Source organism: Vibrio sp. SCSIO 43155 (genome assembly GCF_023716605.1).
GTDB lineage: Bacteria > Pseudomonadota > Gammaproteobacteria > Enterobacterales > Vibrionaceae > Vibrio > Vibrio harveyi.
In genome coordinates this window covers 1,161,093-1,176,418 of sequence record NZ_CP071853.1, presented here as the reverse complement: position 1 = coordinate 1,176,418, position 15,326 = coordinate 1,161,093, and the positions used below count along the sequence as shown (strand labels likewise).

General features: G+C 44.7%; 16 protein-coding genes. 10 read left to right on the top strand and 6 right to left on the bottom strand.

Features of this window, described 5'->3' with window-relative positions; all coding sequences use genetic code 11:
* Positions 1 to 7 precede the first annotated feature (7 nt).
* The 3 genes from nirD (at position 8) to cobA (ending at position 2,419) form a co-directional block, all read left to right on the top strand.
* Positions 8 to 331 carry a nitrite reductase small subunit NirD gene (gene nirD / locus J4N44_RS22130; protein ID WP_252045148.1) on the top strand — a complete coding sequence of 108 codons (324 nt, stop codon included), beginning with the start codon at positions 8 to 10 and terminating at the stop codon, positions 329 to 331.
* 183 nt (positions 332 to 514) lie between these two features.
* Positions 515 to 1,363, top strand: a complete 849-nt coding sequence (locus tag J4N44_RS22125) for a formate/nitrite transporter family protein (protein ID WP_005446948.1) — start codon at positions 515 to 517, stop codon at positions 1,361 to 1,363.
* Positions 1,364 to 1,660: 297 nt separating this feature from the next.
* The gene (gene cobA / locus J4N44_RS22120; RefSeq protein WP_252045147.1) at positions 1,661 to 2,419 is read left to right on the top strand and encodes a uroporphyrinogen-III C-methyltransferase; all 759 of its coding nucleotides are present in this window, start codon (positions 1,661 to 1,663) and stop codon (positions 2,417 to 2,419) included.
* Between the two features lie 21 nt (positions 2,420 to 2,440).
* On the opposite strand, the gene J4N44_RS22115 is transcribed toward cobA, so the two are convergent.
* Positions 2,441 to 2,881, bottom strand: a complete 441-nt coding sequence (locus tag J4N44_RS22115) for a DUF4174 domain-containing protein (protein ID WP_252045146.1) — start codon at positions 2,879 to 2,881, stop codon at positions 2,441 to 2,443.
* Positions 2,882 to 3,008: 127 nt separating this feature from the next.
* Between J4N44_RS22115 and J4N44_RS22110 the strand changes: the two genes are divergently transcribed.
* Complete coding sequence (locus tag J4N44_RS22110; RefSeq protein ID WP_005446941.1) at positions 3,009 to 3,497, top strand: LabA-like NYN domain-containing protein; 489 nt, start codon at positions 3,009 to 3,011, stop codon at positions 3,495 to 3,497.
* Positions 3,498 to 3,598: 101 nt separating this feature from the next.
* Here J4N44_RS22110 and J4N44_RS22105 read toward each other — a convergent pair whose 3' ends face one another.
* The gene (locus J4N44_RS22105) at positions 3,599 to 4,930 is read right to left on the bottom strand and encodes an anaerobic C4-dicarboxylate transporter (protein ID WP_005446939.1); all 1,332 of its coding nucleotides are present in this window, start codon (positions 4,928 to 4,930) and stop codon (positions 3,599 to 3,601) included.
* Positions 4,931 to 5,320: 390 nt separating this feature from the next.
* Between J4N44_RS22105 and J4N44_RS22100 the strand changes: the two genes are divergently transcribed.
* Entirely contained in the window at positions 5,321 to 6,061 is a 741-nt protein-coding gene (locus tag J4N44_RS22100; RefSeq protein ID WP_252045145.1) for a siderophore ferric iron reductase, read from the top strand.
* An 88-nt stretch (positions 6,062 to 6,149) separates the two neighbouring features.
* Positions 6,150 to 8,321 carry a TonB-dependent receptor gene (locus tag J4N44_RS22095; protein WP_252045144.1) on the top strand — a complete coding sequence of 724 codons (2,172 nt, stop codon included), beginning with the start codon at positions 6,150 to 6,152 and terminating at the stop codon, positions 8,319 to 8,321.
* Between the two features lie 71 nt (positions 8,322 to 8,392).
* Here the strand turns inward: J4N44_RS22095 and J4N44_RS22090 are convergent, their stop codons facing one another.
* Positions 8,393 to 8,581 carry a DUF2986 domain-containing protein gene (locus J4N44_RS22090; protein ID WP_005446933.1) on the bottom strand — a complete coding sequence of 63 codons (189 nt, stop codon included), beginning with the start codon at positions 8,579 to 8,581 and terminating at the stop codon, positions 8,393 to 8,395.
* A 72-nt stretch (positions 8,582 to 8,653) separates the two neighbouring features.
* On the opposite strand from J4N44_RS22090, the gene J4N44_RS22085 reads away from it, so the two are divergent.
* Together J4N44_RS22085 and J4N44_RS22080 are read left to right on the top strand one after the other, a co-directional pair.
* Entirely contained in the window at positions 8,654 to 9,163 is a 510-nt protein-coding gene (locus J4N44_RS22085) for a GNAT family N-acetyltransferase (RefSeq protein WP_009696653.1), read from the top strand.
* 254 nt (positions 9,164 to 9,417) lie between these two features.
* Positions 9,418 to 9,816 (top strand): nitrous oxide-stimulated promoter family protein, encoded by a 399-nt coding sequence (locus J4N44_RS22080; protein ID WP_005446930.1) that lies wholly within the window; start codon positions 9,418 to 9,420, stop codon positions 9,814 to 9,816.
* Between the two features lie 7 nt (positions 9,817 to 9,823).
* Here J4N44_RS22080 and J4N44_RS22075 read toward each other — a convergent pair whose 3' ends face one another.
* On the bottom strand, positions 9,824 to 11,209 hold the full coding sequence (locus tag J4N44_RS22075; RefSeq protein ID WP_252045143.1) for an MATE family efflux transporter: 1,386 nt from the start codon (positions 11,207 to 11,209) through the stop codon (positions 9,824 to 9,826).
* A gap of 52 nt (positions 11,210 to 11,261) precedes the next feature.
* Between J4N44_RS22075 and J4N44_RS22070 the strand changes: the two genes are divergently transcribed.
* Positions 11,262 to 12,158, top strand: a complete 897-nt coding sequence (locus J4N44_RS22070) for a helix-turn-helix domain-containing protein (protein ID WP_029789304.1) — start codon at positions 11,262 to 11,264, stop codon at positions 12,156 to 12,158.
* Between the two features lie 106 nt (positions 12,159 to 12,264).
* Here the strand turns inward: J4N44_RS22070 and J4N44_RS22065 are convergent, their stop codons facing one another.
* Together J4N44_RS22065 and trxC are read right to left on the bottom strand one after the other, a co-directional pair.
* The gene (locus J4N44_RS22065) at positions 12,265 to 13,425 is read right to left on the bottom strand and encodes an MFS transporter (protein ID WP_252045141.1); all 1,161 of its coding nucleotides are present in this window, start codon (positions 13,423 to 13,425) and stop codon (positions 12,265 to 12,267) included.
* Between the two features lie 176 nt (positions 13,426 to 13,601).
* Positions 13,602 to 14,036: a thioredoxin TrxC gene (gene trxC / locus J4N44_RS22060; RefSeq protein WP_005446926.1), complete on the bottom strand. Its 435-nt coding sequence runs from the start codon at positions 14,034 to 14,036 to the stop codon at positions 13,602 to 13,604.
* 165 nt (positions 14,037 to 14,201) lie between these two features.
* Here trxC and J4N44_RS22055 point away from each other — a divergent pair, with 165 nt between their 5' ends.
* Positions 14,202 to 15,299: a ketoacyl-ACP synthase III gene (locus J4N44_RS22055; protein ID WP_017189083.1), complete on the top strand. Its 1,098-nt coding sequence runs from the start codon at positions 14,202 to 14,204 to the stop codon at positions 15,297 to 15,299.
* Positions 15,300 to 15,326: the final 27 nt, after the last annotated feature.

Below are 15,326 nucleotides of genomic sequence, written 5' to 3'. Positions count from 1 at the left end.
GTTGATTATGTCATTTGAAAAGATTTGCCAAATCAGCGACATCGTACCGGGCACGGGTGTTTGTGCACTGGTTGATGGTCAGCAAGTTGCGGTATTCCGCCCAAAACAAGCAGAAGAAGTGCTGGCGATCAGCAACACAGACCCGTTCTTCCAATCAAACGTGCTTTCTCGCGGTTTGATCTGTGAGCACCAAGGCGAGCTTTGGGTTGCAAGCCCACTTAAAAAGCAGCGCTTTAACCTGACTACAGGTGCGTGCATGGAAGACGAGCGTTTTAGCGTGAAAGCGTACAAAACGCGCGTAACCAACGGCGAAGTAGAGATTTCTGCATAAGCGTGGTTTCCATTCCCTCCTCTAAGGGGGAGGGAATGAACCGACATCTAGATTTAATAGGTAAAGGCTTTCCAGAGTCATCTGCGGGGGACAGGGAAGCGAGATGTTACTGAGTTAACGGGAAGCCTTTCTCTATTCAATCTTTAATTTTTTAACTTTCACTTTTTGAATAAGGACACATTCATGTCTACTGATTTTAAGCCTGCAGAATTCGTTCAAACCATGATCAACGTGGGTGAAGCGAAAACCAACACTAGTACTCGCGATTTGCTACTCCGCGGTACAATGGCGGGTATCATCCTGTCGCTAGCGGTGGTTGTGGCTATTACGACTATCGTACAAACGGGCGTGGGCGTTGTGGGTGCGCTTGTCTTTCCAGTTGGTTTCGTGATTCTAAGTGTGATGGGTTACGACCTAGTAACAGGTGTTTTTGGTCTGGCTCCTCTAGCTAAATTTGCAAACCGTCCTGGTATCACTTGGGGTCGTATCTTCCGTTGTTGGGGGTTGGTTGGTTTGGGTAACCTAATCGGTTCTCTAATCGTTGCTTACCTAGTGGCTATCTCTCTAACAGGTAACTTCTCTCTAGAATTGAACGCAGTAGCGAAGAAATTCGTCGCTGTTTCTACAGCACGTAGTCTTGGTTTCGAAAACATGGGTATGGACGGATGGATCACGTGTTTCGTTCGCGGCATCTTCTGTAACCTAATGGTGTGTCTAGGCGTTATCGGCAACATGACAGCGCGTTCAGTATCTGGTCGCGTAGCAATGATGTGGTTCCCAATCTTCATCTTCTTCGCACTAGTATTTGAGCACACAGTGGTAAACATGTTCCTATTCCCACTAGGTATGATTCTAGGTGCTGATTTCGGTATTGCGACTTGGTTGAACTTCAACCTTATCCCAACCATCCTAGGTAACATCGTTGGTGGTCTAGTGATGACTTGTATTCCACTGTACCTAACTCACGCTAAAACTGCGCCTTCTATCAATGCTGAAGAAGAAGTAAAAGCACAGCCTGCAATGGCTAAATAATCGAGGTTTATTGCCAATATTAGATAATGAACAAGTCGGGACTCTCTTTGGACTTGAACTGAGAGATTCCCGACTACGCTCCTTCGTCGCTTTCGGGAATGACTCATATAGGAGCAGTTCAACAAATACTGCTCATCTAATGCGATAACAAGCAAAGCGAAAAGCCTGTCATTCCTTAAATGAAGGATTCCAGAGCAGGGAACCTCGTTCCCATATACTAATAAGCTATTTGGCTATAAAAAGCGTTTCTTTGCCAAGAGTCTCTCTTTATATCTAAATTTTTCGATAGGCGTTGATATGACAACTGTTAACTCATCTTTAAACAGCGGCTTTGTTTCTCTTGTTGGTGCAGGTCCGGGTGACCCAGATTTACTGACAGTAAAAGGCTTAAAAGCCATTCAAGCAGCCGAAGTTGTGGTGTATGACCGATTGGTGTCGAAAGACATTCTAGAATTGGCTCACGCATCAGCAGAGATGATCTACGTAGGTAAAAAGTTGGACTTTCACTGCGTGCCTCAAGATCAAATCAATCAAATCTTGGTGCAAAAAGCGCAAGAAGGTAAACGCGTTGTACGTCTAAAAGGCGGCGATTCATTTATCTTTGGTCGTGGCGGTGAAGAGCTAGAAGAGCTAGCAGAATTCGGCATCAAATACGAAGTGGTTCCGGGTATCACAGCTGCTGCGGGTGCAACGGCTTACGCAGGTATTCCATTAACGCATCGTGACCACGCGCAAAGCGTTCAGTTCATTACTGGCCACGTACAAAAAGATGGCCGTGAGATTGAATGGCACTCGCTAGCGCAGTCAAACAACACGCTTGTGTTCTATATGGGGTTGAAGCAAAGCGGTCATATCATGGATAAGCTTATCACACATGGATTAGACCCAGAGATGCCATGCGCTATCATTGAAAACGGCACACGTACAGAGCAGCGCGTATTCCAAGGTAAGCTGAACGAGCTATCTAATATGGCAGAACAAGCAGTGAGCCCTGCGTTGATTGTGGTTGGCAGCGTGACGCAATTGCACAGCAAATTGGATTGGTTTGGAAAATAACTGAAGACTTAGTCTTAAGCATTAGATCGCGCAAGGACTGCGTTTCTGTTGCATCTCTCTTTTTCGTATTGGCATTTCATCGATCAAATCGTTGATGAACTGCCAATCAGTCTTCGCACCCCAGCGGTGTTTCTCTTCTCCGTCTTTACCCAAAAGAATCGCAGTGTGTTGACCTGCTTTGACTTCGTAGAGAGCAGCCAGCATTTTCAAATCGAACTCTTCTTTTAACCATGAAGGTTCAGTAAAACCGTCCTCTGCAATCACTAAAGTGATCACATCGCGGTCTTCCAATTCACATTCATTCATCAAAGCTTCGAGCAAAAACTGTTTTACGTGGTCGTCATTCGCAGGGGCAAAGTATAGGACACTGCGATGTGGCCAGTACTGTGAGTGTGCTGGATAACCAAACGCATTGCCTGATATGAGGCATGCAAGCAAAAGGGCTAACGTCGACTTGTTCATGGCTCCCTCCTTGAAACGCGAGACTTCGTTTATCACGTTATACGGTAAGTTTAGTGGAATTAGCTCATTGTGCTTTGGTCCAAAGTGGCATAGGGTATGCGGCAAACAAATAAAGCGTATTAAATAGATGAACTCTGAAAGCAAACAAAAGATCGCAATCTTAGTCGACGTACAGAACGTGTATTACACCTGTCGTGAAGCGTACCGCAGCAATTTTGATTACAACCAGTTTTGGTATGTCGCGACACAAGGAAAAGAAGTGGTGAGTGCGCGTGCCTATGCCATTGCGAGCAATGACCCAAAACAGCGTCAGTTCCACCATATTTTGCGTGGTGTTGGGTTTGAGGTGATGCTTAAACCTTATATTCAACGTCGTGACGGGAGCTCGAAAGGCGACTGGGATGTAGGTATTACACTAGATGCGATTGAGATTGCGCCGGAAGTGGATGAAGTGGTTCTGGTATCTGGCGATGGCGATTTTAGTTTGTTGGTGGAACGCATTCAGCAACGCTTTAACAAGAAAGTCACAGTGTATGGCGTACCAAAGTTAACTTCCCAAACCTTGATTGATTGCGCGGACCATTTTGTTGCTGTCGATGACGACTTTCTTCTTTAACTTCTTCTCGCTGTATATAGCTTTGAGAATAAAGAAAGGGCGAGTCACTTCAGGCTGTACATTAACGTACAATGACTCGCTCCAAACTATAAGTTGGTTAGTTACGAAGGAATGATCATTTGTCCTAGCACGTAACCCAAGCAACAAGCGCCAATCACACCAATTAAACCCACAGACATGAATGAGTGGTTGAAGTACCACTTGCCAATCTTAGTCGTACCTGAAGTATCGAAGTTTACTGTCGCGATATCAGAAGGGTAGTTAGGGATAAAGAAGTAGCCGTAAACCGCAGGCATTAAGCCGATAAGCAGTGCAGGGTCCAAGCCTAGTCCGAGACCAACAGGTAACATCATACGCGCTGTTGCTGCTTGAGAGTTCACTACTACTGATACGATGAATAGCGCGAGTGCGAATGTCCAAGGATAGTTGGTTACCATTTCAACAATGCCGGACTTGAATTGAGGCATCGCGTATTGGAAGTAGGTATCTGACATCCATGCAATACCGAAGATAGCAATCGCTGCCACCATACCGGATTTAAAAACAACGCCGTTTGGCACGTCACGTGGGTCGGTTTTGGTCGCAAGCAAAATAATACCGCCGAAGCAGAGCATCATCATCTGAATAACCACCGCCATGCTGATTGGCTTCGCGCCATCGACGATGGTTCGCACTTCCGGCCACATCGCAATAACGACGATCACAAGAATCGACAGAATGAACAGCAAAACAGAGTTGCGTGCGCTCGCTGGAAGCACTTCGTCCAAAGAAGTTGCCGTTGTGTTTAAGATTTTCTCACGCCAAACCGGATCTTTTAGACGCTCTTGGTACTCTTCGTCATCTTCAAGCTCTTTACCGCGTTTCAAGCTGTATAGCGACATCAACAGCGTACCAAACAAGGTTGCTGGTACTGTTACGAGAAGAATCGATAGCAAGGTGATTTCGTGTTGAATGTCAGACAGCTGTGCTAGGTAGTAAACCACAGCGGCTGAAATTGGTGATGCCGTGATTGCGATTTGAGAAGCAACGGATGCCGCAGCCATCGGACGCTCAGGGCGAATGCCGTTTTTCAACGCAACGTCGCCAATGATTGGCATGATGGAGTATACCGCGTGACCAGTACCAAGTAGAAAGGTCATAAAGTAAGTGACGAACGGTGCAATGAGGGTAACGCGCTTAGGGTTCTTACGCAGTACGCGCTCGGCTACCTGCAACATGTATTTCAAACCGCCAGCGGCTTCAAGAATGGAAGCACAAGTAACCACCGCAAGGATGATCAGCATTACAGTGACGGGTGGGGAGGTTGGTGGCATCTTGAAGATAAAAACCTCAATGACCAAACCAATACCTGAAACAACACCAAGACCAATGCCGCCATACCGTGAACCGATATACAGCATCACGAGCAAAAATAGAAACTCAAGATACAACATGTTTAATTTCCTTATTAGAAACAGGGACTTTTATTGTTTCTATATTCAAGAAAAAAATACTTAGCCTTGTTCACATTCCATTTCATAGGAAATAGTAATGTCTAATAATTGGGAATAACTCACGCTACGGAGCCAAAGTGTTACGCTGCCTTTGAGCTGGTGTTGTTGGAATGTTTTTATCCACTAGTTCTGACGTTAAACCGAACCATTTTGGTGCATCTTCGCGGTTTAATGGTTTATTTTACTGCCGTTTATTTGGGACTTTTTATTGATTTTAATGCCCTGTGGCACGTCAAAGTGATATGGCGTAAGCATTACTGATAATTATTTGCATTGACTGCTTGGCTTGCGTATAACTGCGTTCAAACAAAAACGTACGTAAACACAACAATGTCTGAGCATTTTTTTCCGCAACTCTTCCATTACTCAAAGGAAGTCACGCCATTCTTACATGGCAGTATTGGTGAGATTGGTGCTAGTGCAATCCATATCGATAACGACATCAATCCAATTGTACAATCACTCTACCAATCGCTTTCTCAAGCGCATCCTGAAGCGGGTAAAGCCTATTGGCTAACTCGAACATGGGACCTGCTTTGTTGGCAGCCTATGTATGTGGCATTCATTTCGATCTATGGATTTCACACTTTGCCAAATCTACGGGGGATGGGGCAATACGTGCAGCAAGGGTTTGTCACGGGTTACCGCTTTGCTGATGAACAGCATATTCATGGTGAAGTTGAAGAACTGATTGTCGAAGCTGGTAAGCAAATACGTGCACTTTATGACTTCTATCAGATTCAAATGAGTGATTGGACTCGTATACGCCCGGGCTTTACTCATCAATTGATGTCTGATGGTGTGATGGCATGCTTGATTCGACTCCAGCAACATTTTCCTCAATTTAGTGACGAGCTCATTCACCAGCATGCCAAGTTGTGGTTGGAAGCGCTTGGGTTAAGTTCTGAAAATACATCATCCCTGTACGCTTTTTCAGACGAGCGTCCTTTGAAATTAGTCCGAAAAAGCTGCTGTTTAGTCTACAAATGTGAAGGGCGAAAACTGTGCGAAGATTGCCCTCGAACAGAGGAAAATAAGCAACTCGTCAAATCTCGAAGTACCGTAAAGTAACAAACATATAACATATGTAACAGTGCTCGATTTATGATTGAGAATGAGTATTATTGTCGACTCTGTAATTTATAAAAAGATAAAGACAATGATAAAAAGGAAGTTTTCTTTAAATCTCATCATGCTTGCGATGAGCAGTGGCTATGCAATTCAAGCACTTGCAGAAGAATCTAATATAAGCAAACAGAGTAATGCGGATGAACAAGTAGTGGTGGTTGGCAGTGTTATGCCTAAGTCCATTTCAGACATTCCGGGTACGGTTTGGTTAGTTGATCAAGAGCAGATCGCTCAACAATACCGAGCAGGAAAAAACCTTGGTGACATCTTATCGGCAACGATTCCGTCATTAGACGTTGGTACGGGTGGCCGAACTAACTACGCGCAGAACCTCCGTGGGCGTGCAATGTTGGTTATGATCGATGGGGTGTCATTACAATCCTCACGCCCAATCAGTCGTCAACTCGACGCGAATGACCCATTCAATATTGAACGTATTGAGGTGTTATCCGGTGCGACATCGATATACGGTGCCGGCGCAACGGGTGGTGTGATAAATATTGTCACAAAAAAAGCGACGTCAGATGAACTTGCATTTGAATCTTACGTGAGCGGTACGACCGGTTTTAATGGTGGTGACGATTTTGATTATAAGGTTGCCCAATCTGTCTCTGGCGGAAACGACAAAGTAAGTGCGCGTGGTTCGGTGGTGTACGGCGAAACTCAGGGTTTCTATGATGGTAATGGTGACATTGTCACGCCGGACATCTCACAAGGTTCACTGCAGTACAATTCAACGCTTGATGTGATGGGCTCTGCGGAGATTCAAACGTCAGATGAAAGCCAGCTTAGCCTAGTTGCGCAATACTATGATAGTCAACAAGACTCGCCTTATGGTCTGTACATTGTGGGGCGCGATTTCGTCGATGTACGTAAAGGATTTGAATCTGATCGCCAACACGGCACAGAACGTGTTCTTCTAAGTGCAAGTTACAGCCATGAGTCTGTATTAGGTCATCAATTGATTGGTGAGTTGTCCTATCGAAGTGAAGACCAAACTTTCACACCATATTTCCAAAGTGCTTCTCAGCAAGAAACAGAGGTTTTTGCAGGGCGTCTGGCGTTAGCGAAGAATTGGAACGATTTTAATCTTATCTATGGTATTGATGCTTATCTTGATCGTTTCGACAGTAACCAAGCACTCTTCGATTCGACGATTGCTAATAATTCTGGAAACTTGATAAACAAGACGTATGCACAAGTTGGTCGTTACCCTGGCGTAGACGTGTCCTCTTACGCATTGTTTATTCAAGGGGACTACCAAATTACTTCGGATTGGTCTGTACAAGCAGGTTATCGCCATCAATACATGGATAACAAAGTTGATGACTTTGTCGCTTATAGTGTGCAGAAGAAGATTGCTGCAGGAGCGGGAACGTCGGCTGATTCAGTACCAGGTGGCAGTACAGATTACTCAGTTAACCTATTCAACCTTGGCACTATCTATCGGTTGAATGATGAGTCGCAAGTTTGGGCTAACTTCTCCCAAGGTTTCCAACTGGCGGACCCAGCGAAATACTATGGTCAGGGCAGTTACGATGCAGTAGATGCAAATGGTCATTACGCACTAAAGGACAGCATCAATGTATCTGATTCTAAATTGTCAGGCATTAAAACGGACAGTTACGAAATTGGTTACCGTTTAGATAAGGAAGCGTTGTCTCTTCAAGCAGCGGGTTATTACTCGTTGTCAGATAACTCAATCAAATACGACCGTAAAACTTTGCTGATTACCAGTGTGGATGACGAACAACGTGTGTATGGTGCGGAAGCAAACATTAACTACTGGGTAACCAGCGATATTCTTGTTGGTGCTTCCGGTCATTATGTCGTATCTGAACTGAAGACCAATGGTAAATGGGAAGATTTGAGTGCTGGTAAGGCAAGTACATCTAAAGCGAACGCTTGGGCAGCATGGTACCAAAACGATTACTCTGTGCGTCTACAAAGCCAAACTATGTTCGATTACGAAGATGATGCGAACAACAAGTTAGATGGATACACAACATTTGATTTGCTAGGCAGCGTGATACTGCCTGTTGGTCAATTAGGATTCGGAATCCAAAACCTGTTTAACGAGGATTACACCACGGTGTGGGGACAACGTGCGCAAATCCTATACGCAACTCACTATGAGTCTGCTGCTTATGACTATAAGGGAAGAGGTCGTACGTTCACGCTTAACTACAGCCTTGAGTACTAAAAGTCCGTATCTGAGATACAAATAAGCACGTTAAATTTGGATAAAAAAAGCCGCGTTATGCGGCTTTTCTTTTATGCTTCGTCTGTTGCTTGAGTTTCTTCAGTGGCTTGTGAAGTTTGCTCATTAGCTTGCTGTTCCGCTTCCATCTTCGCGCGTTCTGCTTTTGAGATGTAGCGAGGCTTATTGCTCTTATGAAGCTTTGCATTTTGTTTTTTCTGCTTCGCTTTTAAAATCGAATTAATTTTCTTCTTGCGGTTCATGGTGTTGGTCCTTTAATTTAGCGGGGCAGGATAGTGATTTTTCCGCCAAGTTACAACCCTAATGGATTCCCTATGAAAACACTTACTACCAAGCGCCTCACACTGCGTCTTGTCAGTGTAGAAGATGCGCCGTTTATTTTAGAACTCTACAACCAGCCAGACTTTTATCGTTTCGTCGGTGACAAACAAATTCGAACCCTAGAAGAAGCCAAGCGTTACATCCAAGATAACATGTTAAGAATGCAGGAACTTAAGGGTGTCAGTTTGCTGGTGGTTGAAACCAACCATGATAAACAGCCAGTTGGCATTTGTGGTTTGGTTAAACGCGATACATTAACAGCGTTTGATATTGGTTACGGTTATCTGCCTAGCGCTTATGGCAAAGGTTACGCGAAAGAAGCCGCAAGTGTCGTCGTGGATTTTGCTCGTGAGGAAATGAATATAGAAAACTTGGTCGCTATCACCAATAATGACAATATTCGCAGTATAAGTTTGCTAGAAAAATTGGGTTTTCAGTTTGAACGCGTTGAGCAGACTTACGATAATGGTCGAACTTTACAGCTCTATACGATGGAGTTGTAACCAGATAAGTAACTAAAGTCCTTTTAGTCAAAGCCTTATTGTTAAGGTCTCTGGGTTATACCAAGTAACCTGAGATACTAGGTTCAGCGTGAATGACTTGGTTTTTTAGTCAAACAAATGGCTACGTCAAACAACTTGGAAAGAGCTTGCTATTACACGGCGTAGTTTTCTTTGCTCTCGAATCAATGATAGGGCTCTGAATCCTGCATCTTGAAGTCACTTGGGTATGAATCTGTTTTAGTTAGAGGAAAAAAATGAGCGACATTTTGTTAGGTAAACTCGCCACTGAATTTAAAACCGTCAAGGCGATGGTCGAGGTTTACTGTAAAGACCACCATGGCACAAAAGGTGAGCTATGCGCGGAATGTCGCGAATTGTTAGAATATGCGGAAGTTCGGCTTGATCGTTGTCCTTACGGAGAAGACAAGCCGACTTGCAATAAATGCCCAATACATTGCTATAAACCGGAGCCTAAAGAGCAAATGCGTTTAGTGATGCGTTATTCAGGACCGAGAATGTTACTCAAGCACCCGATCTTAGCGATTCGGCACTTGGTGCATGAGAAGCGTGAGGTTCCAAATAAACCAGCTGCAAATGTGTCGAATCGCCACAAACGAATGAGTGCAGAACGCGAAGCCAAGAAGCCTAGTTAAAAACGTACTAAGAAGTCGTAACAACGGTGAGATTCTTGATCCAATACTTTTGCGTGTATCGACGATAACACAGTGCCAATTTCACTACTTCTTCTGCGATCATTAGTGCGTAAACGTATTTAAACTCCCAGTCTAAGACGAACGCGGCGACGGCGCACAAAGGCAATCCAGTCATCCACATCGCGATAAAGTCCATGCGTAAACAAAAGACGTTATCGCCACCCGCTCGAATAATGCCGTTTATGATGATCATGTTGAGCATGCGGAGCCAAATCGCGCTACATAAAATCACGACTGCGGGTGCCGCGAGTGGGTAAAGTTCTGAGTTATCTAGGTTCAATGCTGCAATGATTAACTCTCGATTTAGTAGCAGTAATGCGCCAATCGAAATACCAAACACAAACACCGCTTTAATGAAGAAGCTTGCCATGTGCTGAGCTTGTTCAAACTCATCACGCCCTAACGACTGCCCAATCATCACTGAACACGCAACAGAGATTCCAAAAAAGATGGAATAACACAGAGATTCGAATGGACCTAACATGCTAAACACCGCGAGTTCTGTCGTGCCCATGTGACCAAAAATCATTTGATACACCATCGTACCAATGGCCCAAAGTAGCGCGCCTAAGGTCATTGGTAATGCCAAACGGCGATAAGAGAGCCACAAAGAGGGGCGTTCAGCCCCTTCTTTTACTTCCAATAACCAATGTTTACGCCAACGCATATAGCCAATCATGGCTAGTACTTGGAATAAGCGAGAAATCGTCGTCGCTAATGCCGCACCTGCAACACCCATTGCAGGTATACCTAGCCCGCCTTTAATGAGCCAAAAGTTCAGAGCGATATTGAGCACAATAGTCATTGCTCCCATTAATAGCGGAGTGACGGTGTCACCAGAAGAGCGCATGCTGGCTTCTAATACAATAATGATGTGAGTCAGTAGCAACACAGGGAACGCATACCAAAGGTAGGTAGAACCAAGGTCAATGACTTGAATATCGCTGGTTTGTAGGCGCATGATCACTTCGCTGCCAACTGTGATAATTAGAGTGACAGGAATAAGCACCTTTAGACCAAAACGAATCGCAATACCGGTGACGGTTTTTGCACTTACGGCATCGTCTCGTCCCCAATATTGCGCAACAAGTGTGCCATTTGCAGATGCTAAACCTGCCATGATCATTATGGCGACAAAATGCCATTTTGATGCAATTCCCACAGCTGCGGTTGCTTCTTTACCAAAATCGCTAACCATGAGAACATCGGCTAAGGCAAGTATTGCTACCAAAGCACTCTGGATGGCGACAGGAAAACCCAAACGGACAATCTGCTTAAGTAGCCCGTTATATAAAGGGTTAGCACTATTTTCGATACCAATGTTGTTTGCCATAGTCACTCCTCAAATTTTGAGAGGAATATAAAGCGTATAGGAAAGGAAATACATGTGTGAAAAACCACAAAAGCTGTGCAAATCCGTCATTGAGCAATTTGCAACCAAAACGGAATGGCAAGATGACGTGTACTTGGCTCCTGCATGTAAGGAACGCTTTCTCACTTTGACAGAGATTCCTGAGTGGCATCGTGCAGACATTTTTATGGCAGGCTTGGCTGAGTTACGTGATGGTTATCATGTCGAAAGAAACAAAGTTGGTGTGCATACTTTGTTGTTTACGGTTGAAGGTGGTGGCGTTCTGATAACCCCCGATTCTGTCAAAGAGATAGAACCTTATACGCTGACCATTTTGCCTGTCGATACGTGCTTTCGGTTTGAAATGAATCCTGACAAAGATCATTGGAAAATGGTTTGGCTACTACCTCAGAATGCAGGTTCTTGGCGGCATCTGTCGGATCTTGGTCAGACGGTCATGCCTTTCCAAGGTTCAGAGCAAATTTGGGCGTTAATGACCTTGCTCTACAATGAGATAGGCGGTCGTACTGGTTTTCGTCAGTTATTGATCAGCGAAGTGCAACGTTTAGTCAAAAGTGTCGAAACGCCAATCAGTAGTTCGCTTTCTCGCGTTCAAACATTATTTAATGAAGTGGAAGGGCAACTGCACCTACCTTGGACGGTCGCCGAGATGGCAAAGCGATGCTTTATAAGTGAAGAGCAGTTTAACCGACTGTCCAAACAATTATTCAACATGAGTCCGAGGAGCAAGTTAATTGAGCTTCGCATGCACAAAGCGGCGGACTTATTACAGTATCCAGCTTGGTCGGTTGTCATGATAGCAAACCGATTGGGTTATCGTGATCCTTACAACTTCACGCACCGATTTAAAAAGTTCTACGGCAGTTCGCCAACACGTTATCGCAAGAAATTATTGGAGAATCAAAACTAATGAGCCGCTTTAATTCCCCAATGATTTAAAGAGTAGAGTATTTCAGAAACAAAAAAACGAGGGCATGAACCCTCGTTTCTTTTGTCTGGTTGGGACAGGTTAAAAATTACAAACCTGCCGCCATTTGGTGCTTGGATTTAGTTGCTGCGATTAGCATGTAAATGCAAGTTGCAAGTAATGCTGCAAATAAGTAGCCCAACAAACCGTGCATTTGACCCATAAATTTATCAGCAACCACTGGACCTGCTACTGAGCCCACGCTGTAGCTAAACAACATGACTTGCGTTGCAGACACGATGAAACGCTCGTCTAAGCCTTCACAACCTAGGTTAATCGCAATTGGGTATAGAGCAAATGTCGCCATGCCCAATAGGAACAACGCCAACGCCAACACCACCGCTGACGAAGAAATGAAAGTCAGTCCGATAGAGAAAATGCCAAGGATGCAGAAGAACGCCATTAGTACAGTACGTGCCATGTACTTGTTTAAGGTTGTCACCATAGGTTGAACCAACATACCGCCCAGAATCACTAACGCCATCAAAGTACCAATGTCTTGGTGGCTGATTTTACGGTTTGCGAGCTCTACTGGCATCAGACCGTAAATTGCTCCCAGAGTAAGACCAGAAACAACACAACCAATGATTGCTGCGTGGCTTAGTTTAGAAATCTGTTTGAACGACAGTGCAGTAGACTCATGGCTGTTTGGTTGCTCACAGTCGATAAATAGTAGCACTAGCATCGCCATCAAGATCAGTGTCGTGATGGCAACAAAAGGGACGCCACCACTTACGCCAAGAATGCCAATGCCAAATTGACCAAGCGCAGAACCGCCGTACAAAGAAAGCATGTATAGACTCAAACGTTTTGCGCGTGAGGATTCATCGCCAGACATTAGCCATGATTCTACGATGACGAATACGCCCGCTACTGCGATGCCCGCAATAAAGCGTGCAAATAGCCATACCATACCATTAGGAATAATCGGCAAAACGATGATTGTCAGAGAAAAGGCTGCCAAGCTACCGACAAACGCTTTACGGTGCCCAACACTGCGAACGATTCGCTCAAAGAACATGGCGCCAAACAATAGACCGCCATAGAACACACTCGCCAACCAACTCGCGTAATCAGCAGAGATGTTGTATTCACCAAGCATAAGAGGGATCAAGCTCATCAAATAGCCTGATGCCACTGCATAAAGAGACAGTGCTACGACAGGAACTGTGACTCGTGGTGATGCTGCAGGAATGGCTGTGTTTTCCAATGTTTTGCGCCTATAAGTTAAGTAAAAATCAGGGGTTATTCGGCGCGAATATGAGGCTAATTAATAGGCAAGTAAAACGATATATTTGAGTCGTTTCGACAAAAGTTATTTATCGAAATTCTATGAGGAAATGCTGCATAAAAACGCCAGCCCGAGAGCGAGGCTGGCGACGGGGTTTATTTGTTAAGTGCTTGATTTAGCCACTGATCGAATTGAGTTTTTGGTAATGCTCCGTTGATCATGTCAACGCGTTGTCCATTCTTAAAAACCATGATGGTAGGGATACTACGAATACCGAATTGAGCCGCCAATTGTTGTTGAGCCTCAGTATCAATCTTGACAAAACGAGCGTTTCCGGTCTGTTCTTGTGCGACATCCGAGAAAACAGGAGCAAAACCAACACATGGATTGCACCATGGTGCCCAGAAATCAACCACAACTGGAGTGTCACTCTCTAGTAGTGCTGAGAAGTTATCGATGGTGCCTTCTACAGGCGCACCATCAAATAAAGCGTTCTTACATTTACCGCAACTTGCAGCTTCTGCAACTCGCTCATTAGGGACACGATTTAAACCGCCACAAGACGGGCAACGAGTTTTAAACGATGACATGACTTCTTCCTTTATGACAACTTGATGAAAACATGACTTACCAGTCTGCTTCATAATTTGTATACTTATTTTTTAGCCTGCCGAAATACGATATGACAGGTTTGTATTTGGACCCGAACAGGTTCTAAGAAATTTCATTAAAATACAACAATAAATAGGTCTGCGATGACAAATTACTACGCTGAAATTACTGGCTGGGGAAAATGCCTTCCACCAGCTTCGCTCTCTAACGACGACCTTAGCACTTTCCTTGAAACTTCAGATGAATGGATTCGCACCCGTACTGGTATTGAAAACCGTCGCATTAGCCACGTAAATACGTCGGACATGGCAACGGTAGCTGCGCAACATGCGATGGCTCGTGCTGGCGTGGAAGCGAGTGACATCGACCTTATCATTGTTGCGACATGCTCTCCTGATTCTCTTATTCCAAACATTGCCTCTAAGGTGCAACAAAACCTTGGTATTCGCTCTGCTGCCGCGTTTGATTTAAACGCGGCGTGTACGGGTTTTGTCTACGGTCTTGAAACTGGTACGCGTTTGATCCAGTCGGGCAACTACCGTAATGCGATCATCATTGGTGCGGAACGTCTTTCTTTCTACATCGACTGGGCAATGCGTGATACGGCAGTATTGTTCGGTGATGGCGCTGGTGCAGTCGTTCTGACACGTACAGAGCAAGAAACGGGTCTTCTGCAATCACAAATTGGTTGTGATGCAAAAGGGCGAGACATTCTCTCTGTTCCTAAGTTTGGTACATGCATGGACCGCTTCGCTGAAGACAACGGTTATTGGGATTTCAACTTTGTTGGTCAAGAGATCTTTAAACGCGCAGTTAAAGGCATGGGGCTGGCTGCGAAAACGGTTCTGAAAGCTTCAGAGTTAACTACAGATCAAATCGACGTGGTAATCCCGCACCAAGCGAACATCCGTATCATCCAAACGCTGTGTGACCTTTCTGGTATCCCACAAGAAAAAGCGTTCGTGAATATTCAAAACTACGGCAACACATCAGCAGCAACAGTGCCAATCGCATTGTGTGAAGCTCTTGAGCAAGGTCGCGTGAAGCCAGGTGATAACATGTTATTGGCTGCATTTGGCGCTGGTTTGACATGGGGCGCTGCTGTGTTGAAATGGGGTGACCGCGTAACGCCAATTGGCGAAAGTGAAGCGGCATTACCAGAAAGCGATAAGACCGCATTAGAACTTCTAGAGCGTGCAATCAAGCTATGTAATGAACGACCACGCAGCGAAGACGCTTAAATGAGATATCAAACTCAATAAATGAAA

What these genes read in the sequence shown, in the direction of transcription:
- nirD (WP_252045148.1), top strand. Translation starts at nt 8, where the DNA reads ATGTCATTTGAAAAGATTTGCCAAATCAGCGACATCGTACCGGGCACG.
- J4N44_RS22125 (WP_005446948.1), top strand. Translation starts at nt 515, where the DNA reads ATGTCTACTGATTTTAAGCCTGCAGAATTCGTTCAAACCATGATCAAC.
- cobA (WP_252045147.1), top strand. Translation starts at nt 1,661, where the DNA reads ATGACAACTGTTAACTCATCTTTAAACAGCGGCTTTGTTTCTCTTGTT.
- J4N44_RS22115 (WP_252045146.1), bottom strand. Translation starts at nt 2,881, where the DNA reads ATGAACAAGTCGACGTTAGCCCTTTTGCTTGCATGCCTCATATCAGGC.
- J4N44_RS22110 (WP_005446941.1), top strand. Translation starts at nt 3,009, where the DNA reads ATGAACTCTGAAAGCAAACAAAAGATCGCAATCTTAGTCGACGTACAG.
- J4N44_RS22105 (WP_005446939.1), bottom strand. Translation starts at nt 4,930, where the DNA reads ATGTTGTATCTTGAGTTTCTATTTTTGCTCGTGATGCTGTATATCGGT.
- J4N44_RS22100 (WP_252045145.1), top strand. Translation starts at nt 5,321, where the DNA reads ATGTCTGAGCATTTTTTTCCGCAACTCTTCCATTACTCAAAGGAAGTC.
- J4N44_RS22095 (WP_252045144.1), top strand. Translation starts at nt 6,150, where the DNA reads ATGATAAAAAGGAAGTTTTCTTTAAATCTCATCATGCTTGCGATGAGC.
- J4N44_RS22090 (WP_005446933.1), bottom strand. Translation starts at nt 8,581, where the DNA reads ATGAACCGCAAGAAGAAAATTAATTCGATTTTAAAAGCGAAGCAGAAA.
- J4N44_RS22085 (WP_009696653.1), top strand. Translation starts at nt 8,654, where the DNA reads ATGAAAACACTTACTACCAAGCGCCTCACACTGCGTCTTGTCAGTGTA.
- J4N44_RS22080 (WP_005446930.1), top strand. Translation starts at nt 9,418, where the DNA reads ATGAGCGACATTTTGTTAGGTAAACTCGCCACTGAATTTAAAACCGTC.
- J4N44_RS22075 (WP_252045143.1), bottom strand. Translation starts at nt 11,209, where the DNA reads ATGGCAAACAACATTGGTATCGAAAATAGTGCTAACCCTTTATATAAC.
- J4N44_RS22070 (WP_029789304.1), top strand. Translation starts at nt 11,262, where the DNA reads ATGTGTGAAAAACCACAAAAGCTGTGCAAATCCGTCATTGAGCAATTT.
- trxC (WP_005446926.1), bottom strand. Translation starts at nt 14,036, where the DNA reads ATGTCATCGTTTAAAACTCGTTGCCCGTCTTGTGGCGGTTTAAATCGT.
- J4N44_RS22055 (WP_017189083.1), top strand. Translation starts at nt 14,202, where the DNA reads ATGACAAATTACTACGCTGAAATTACTGGCTGGGGAAAATGCCTTCCA.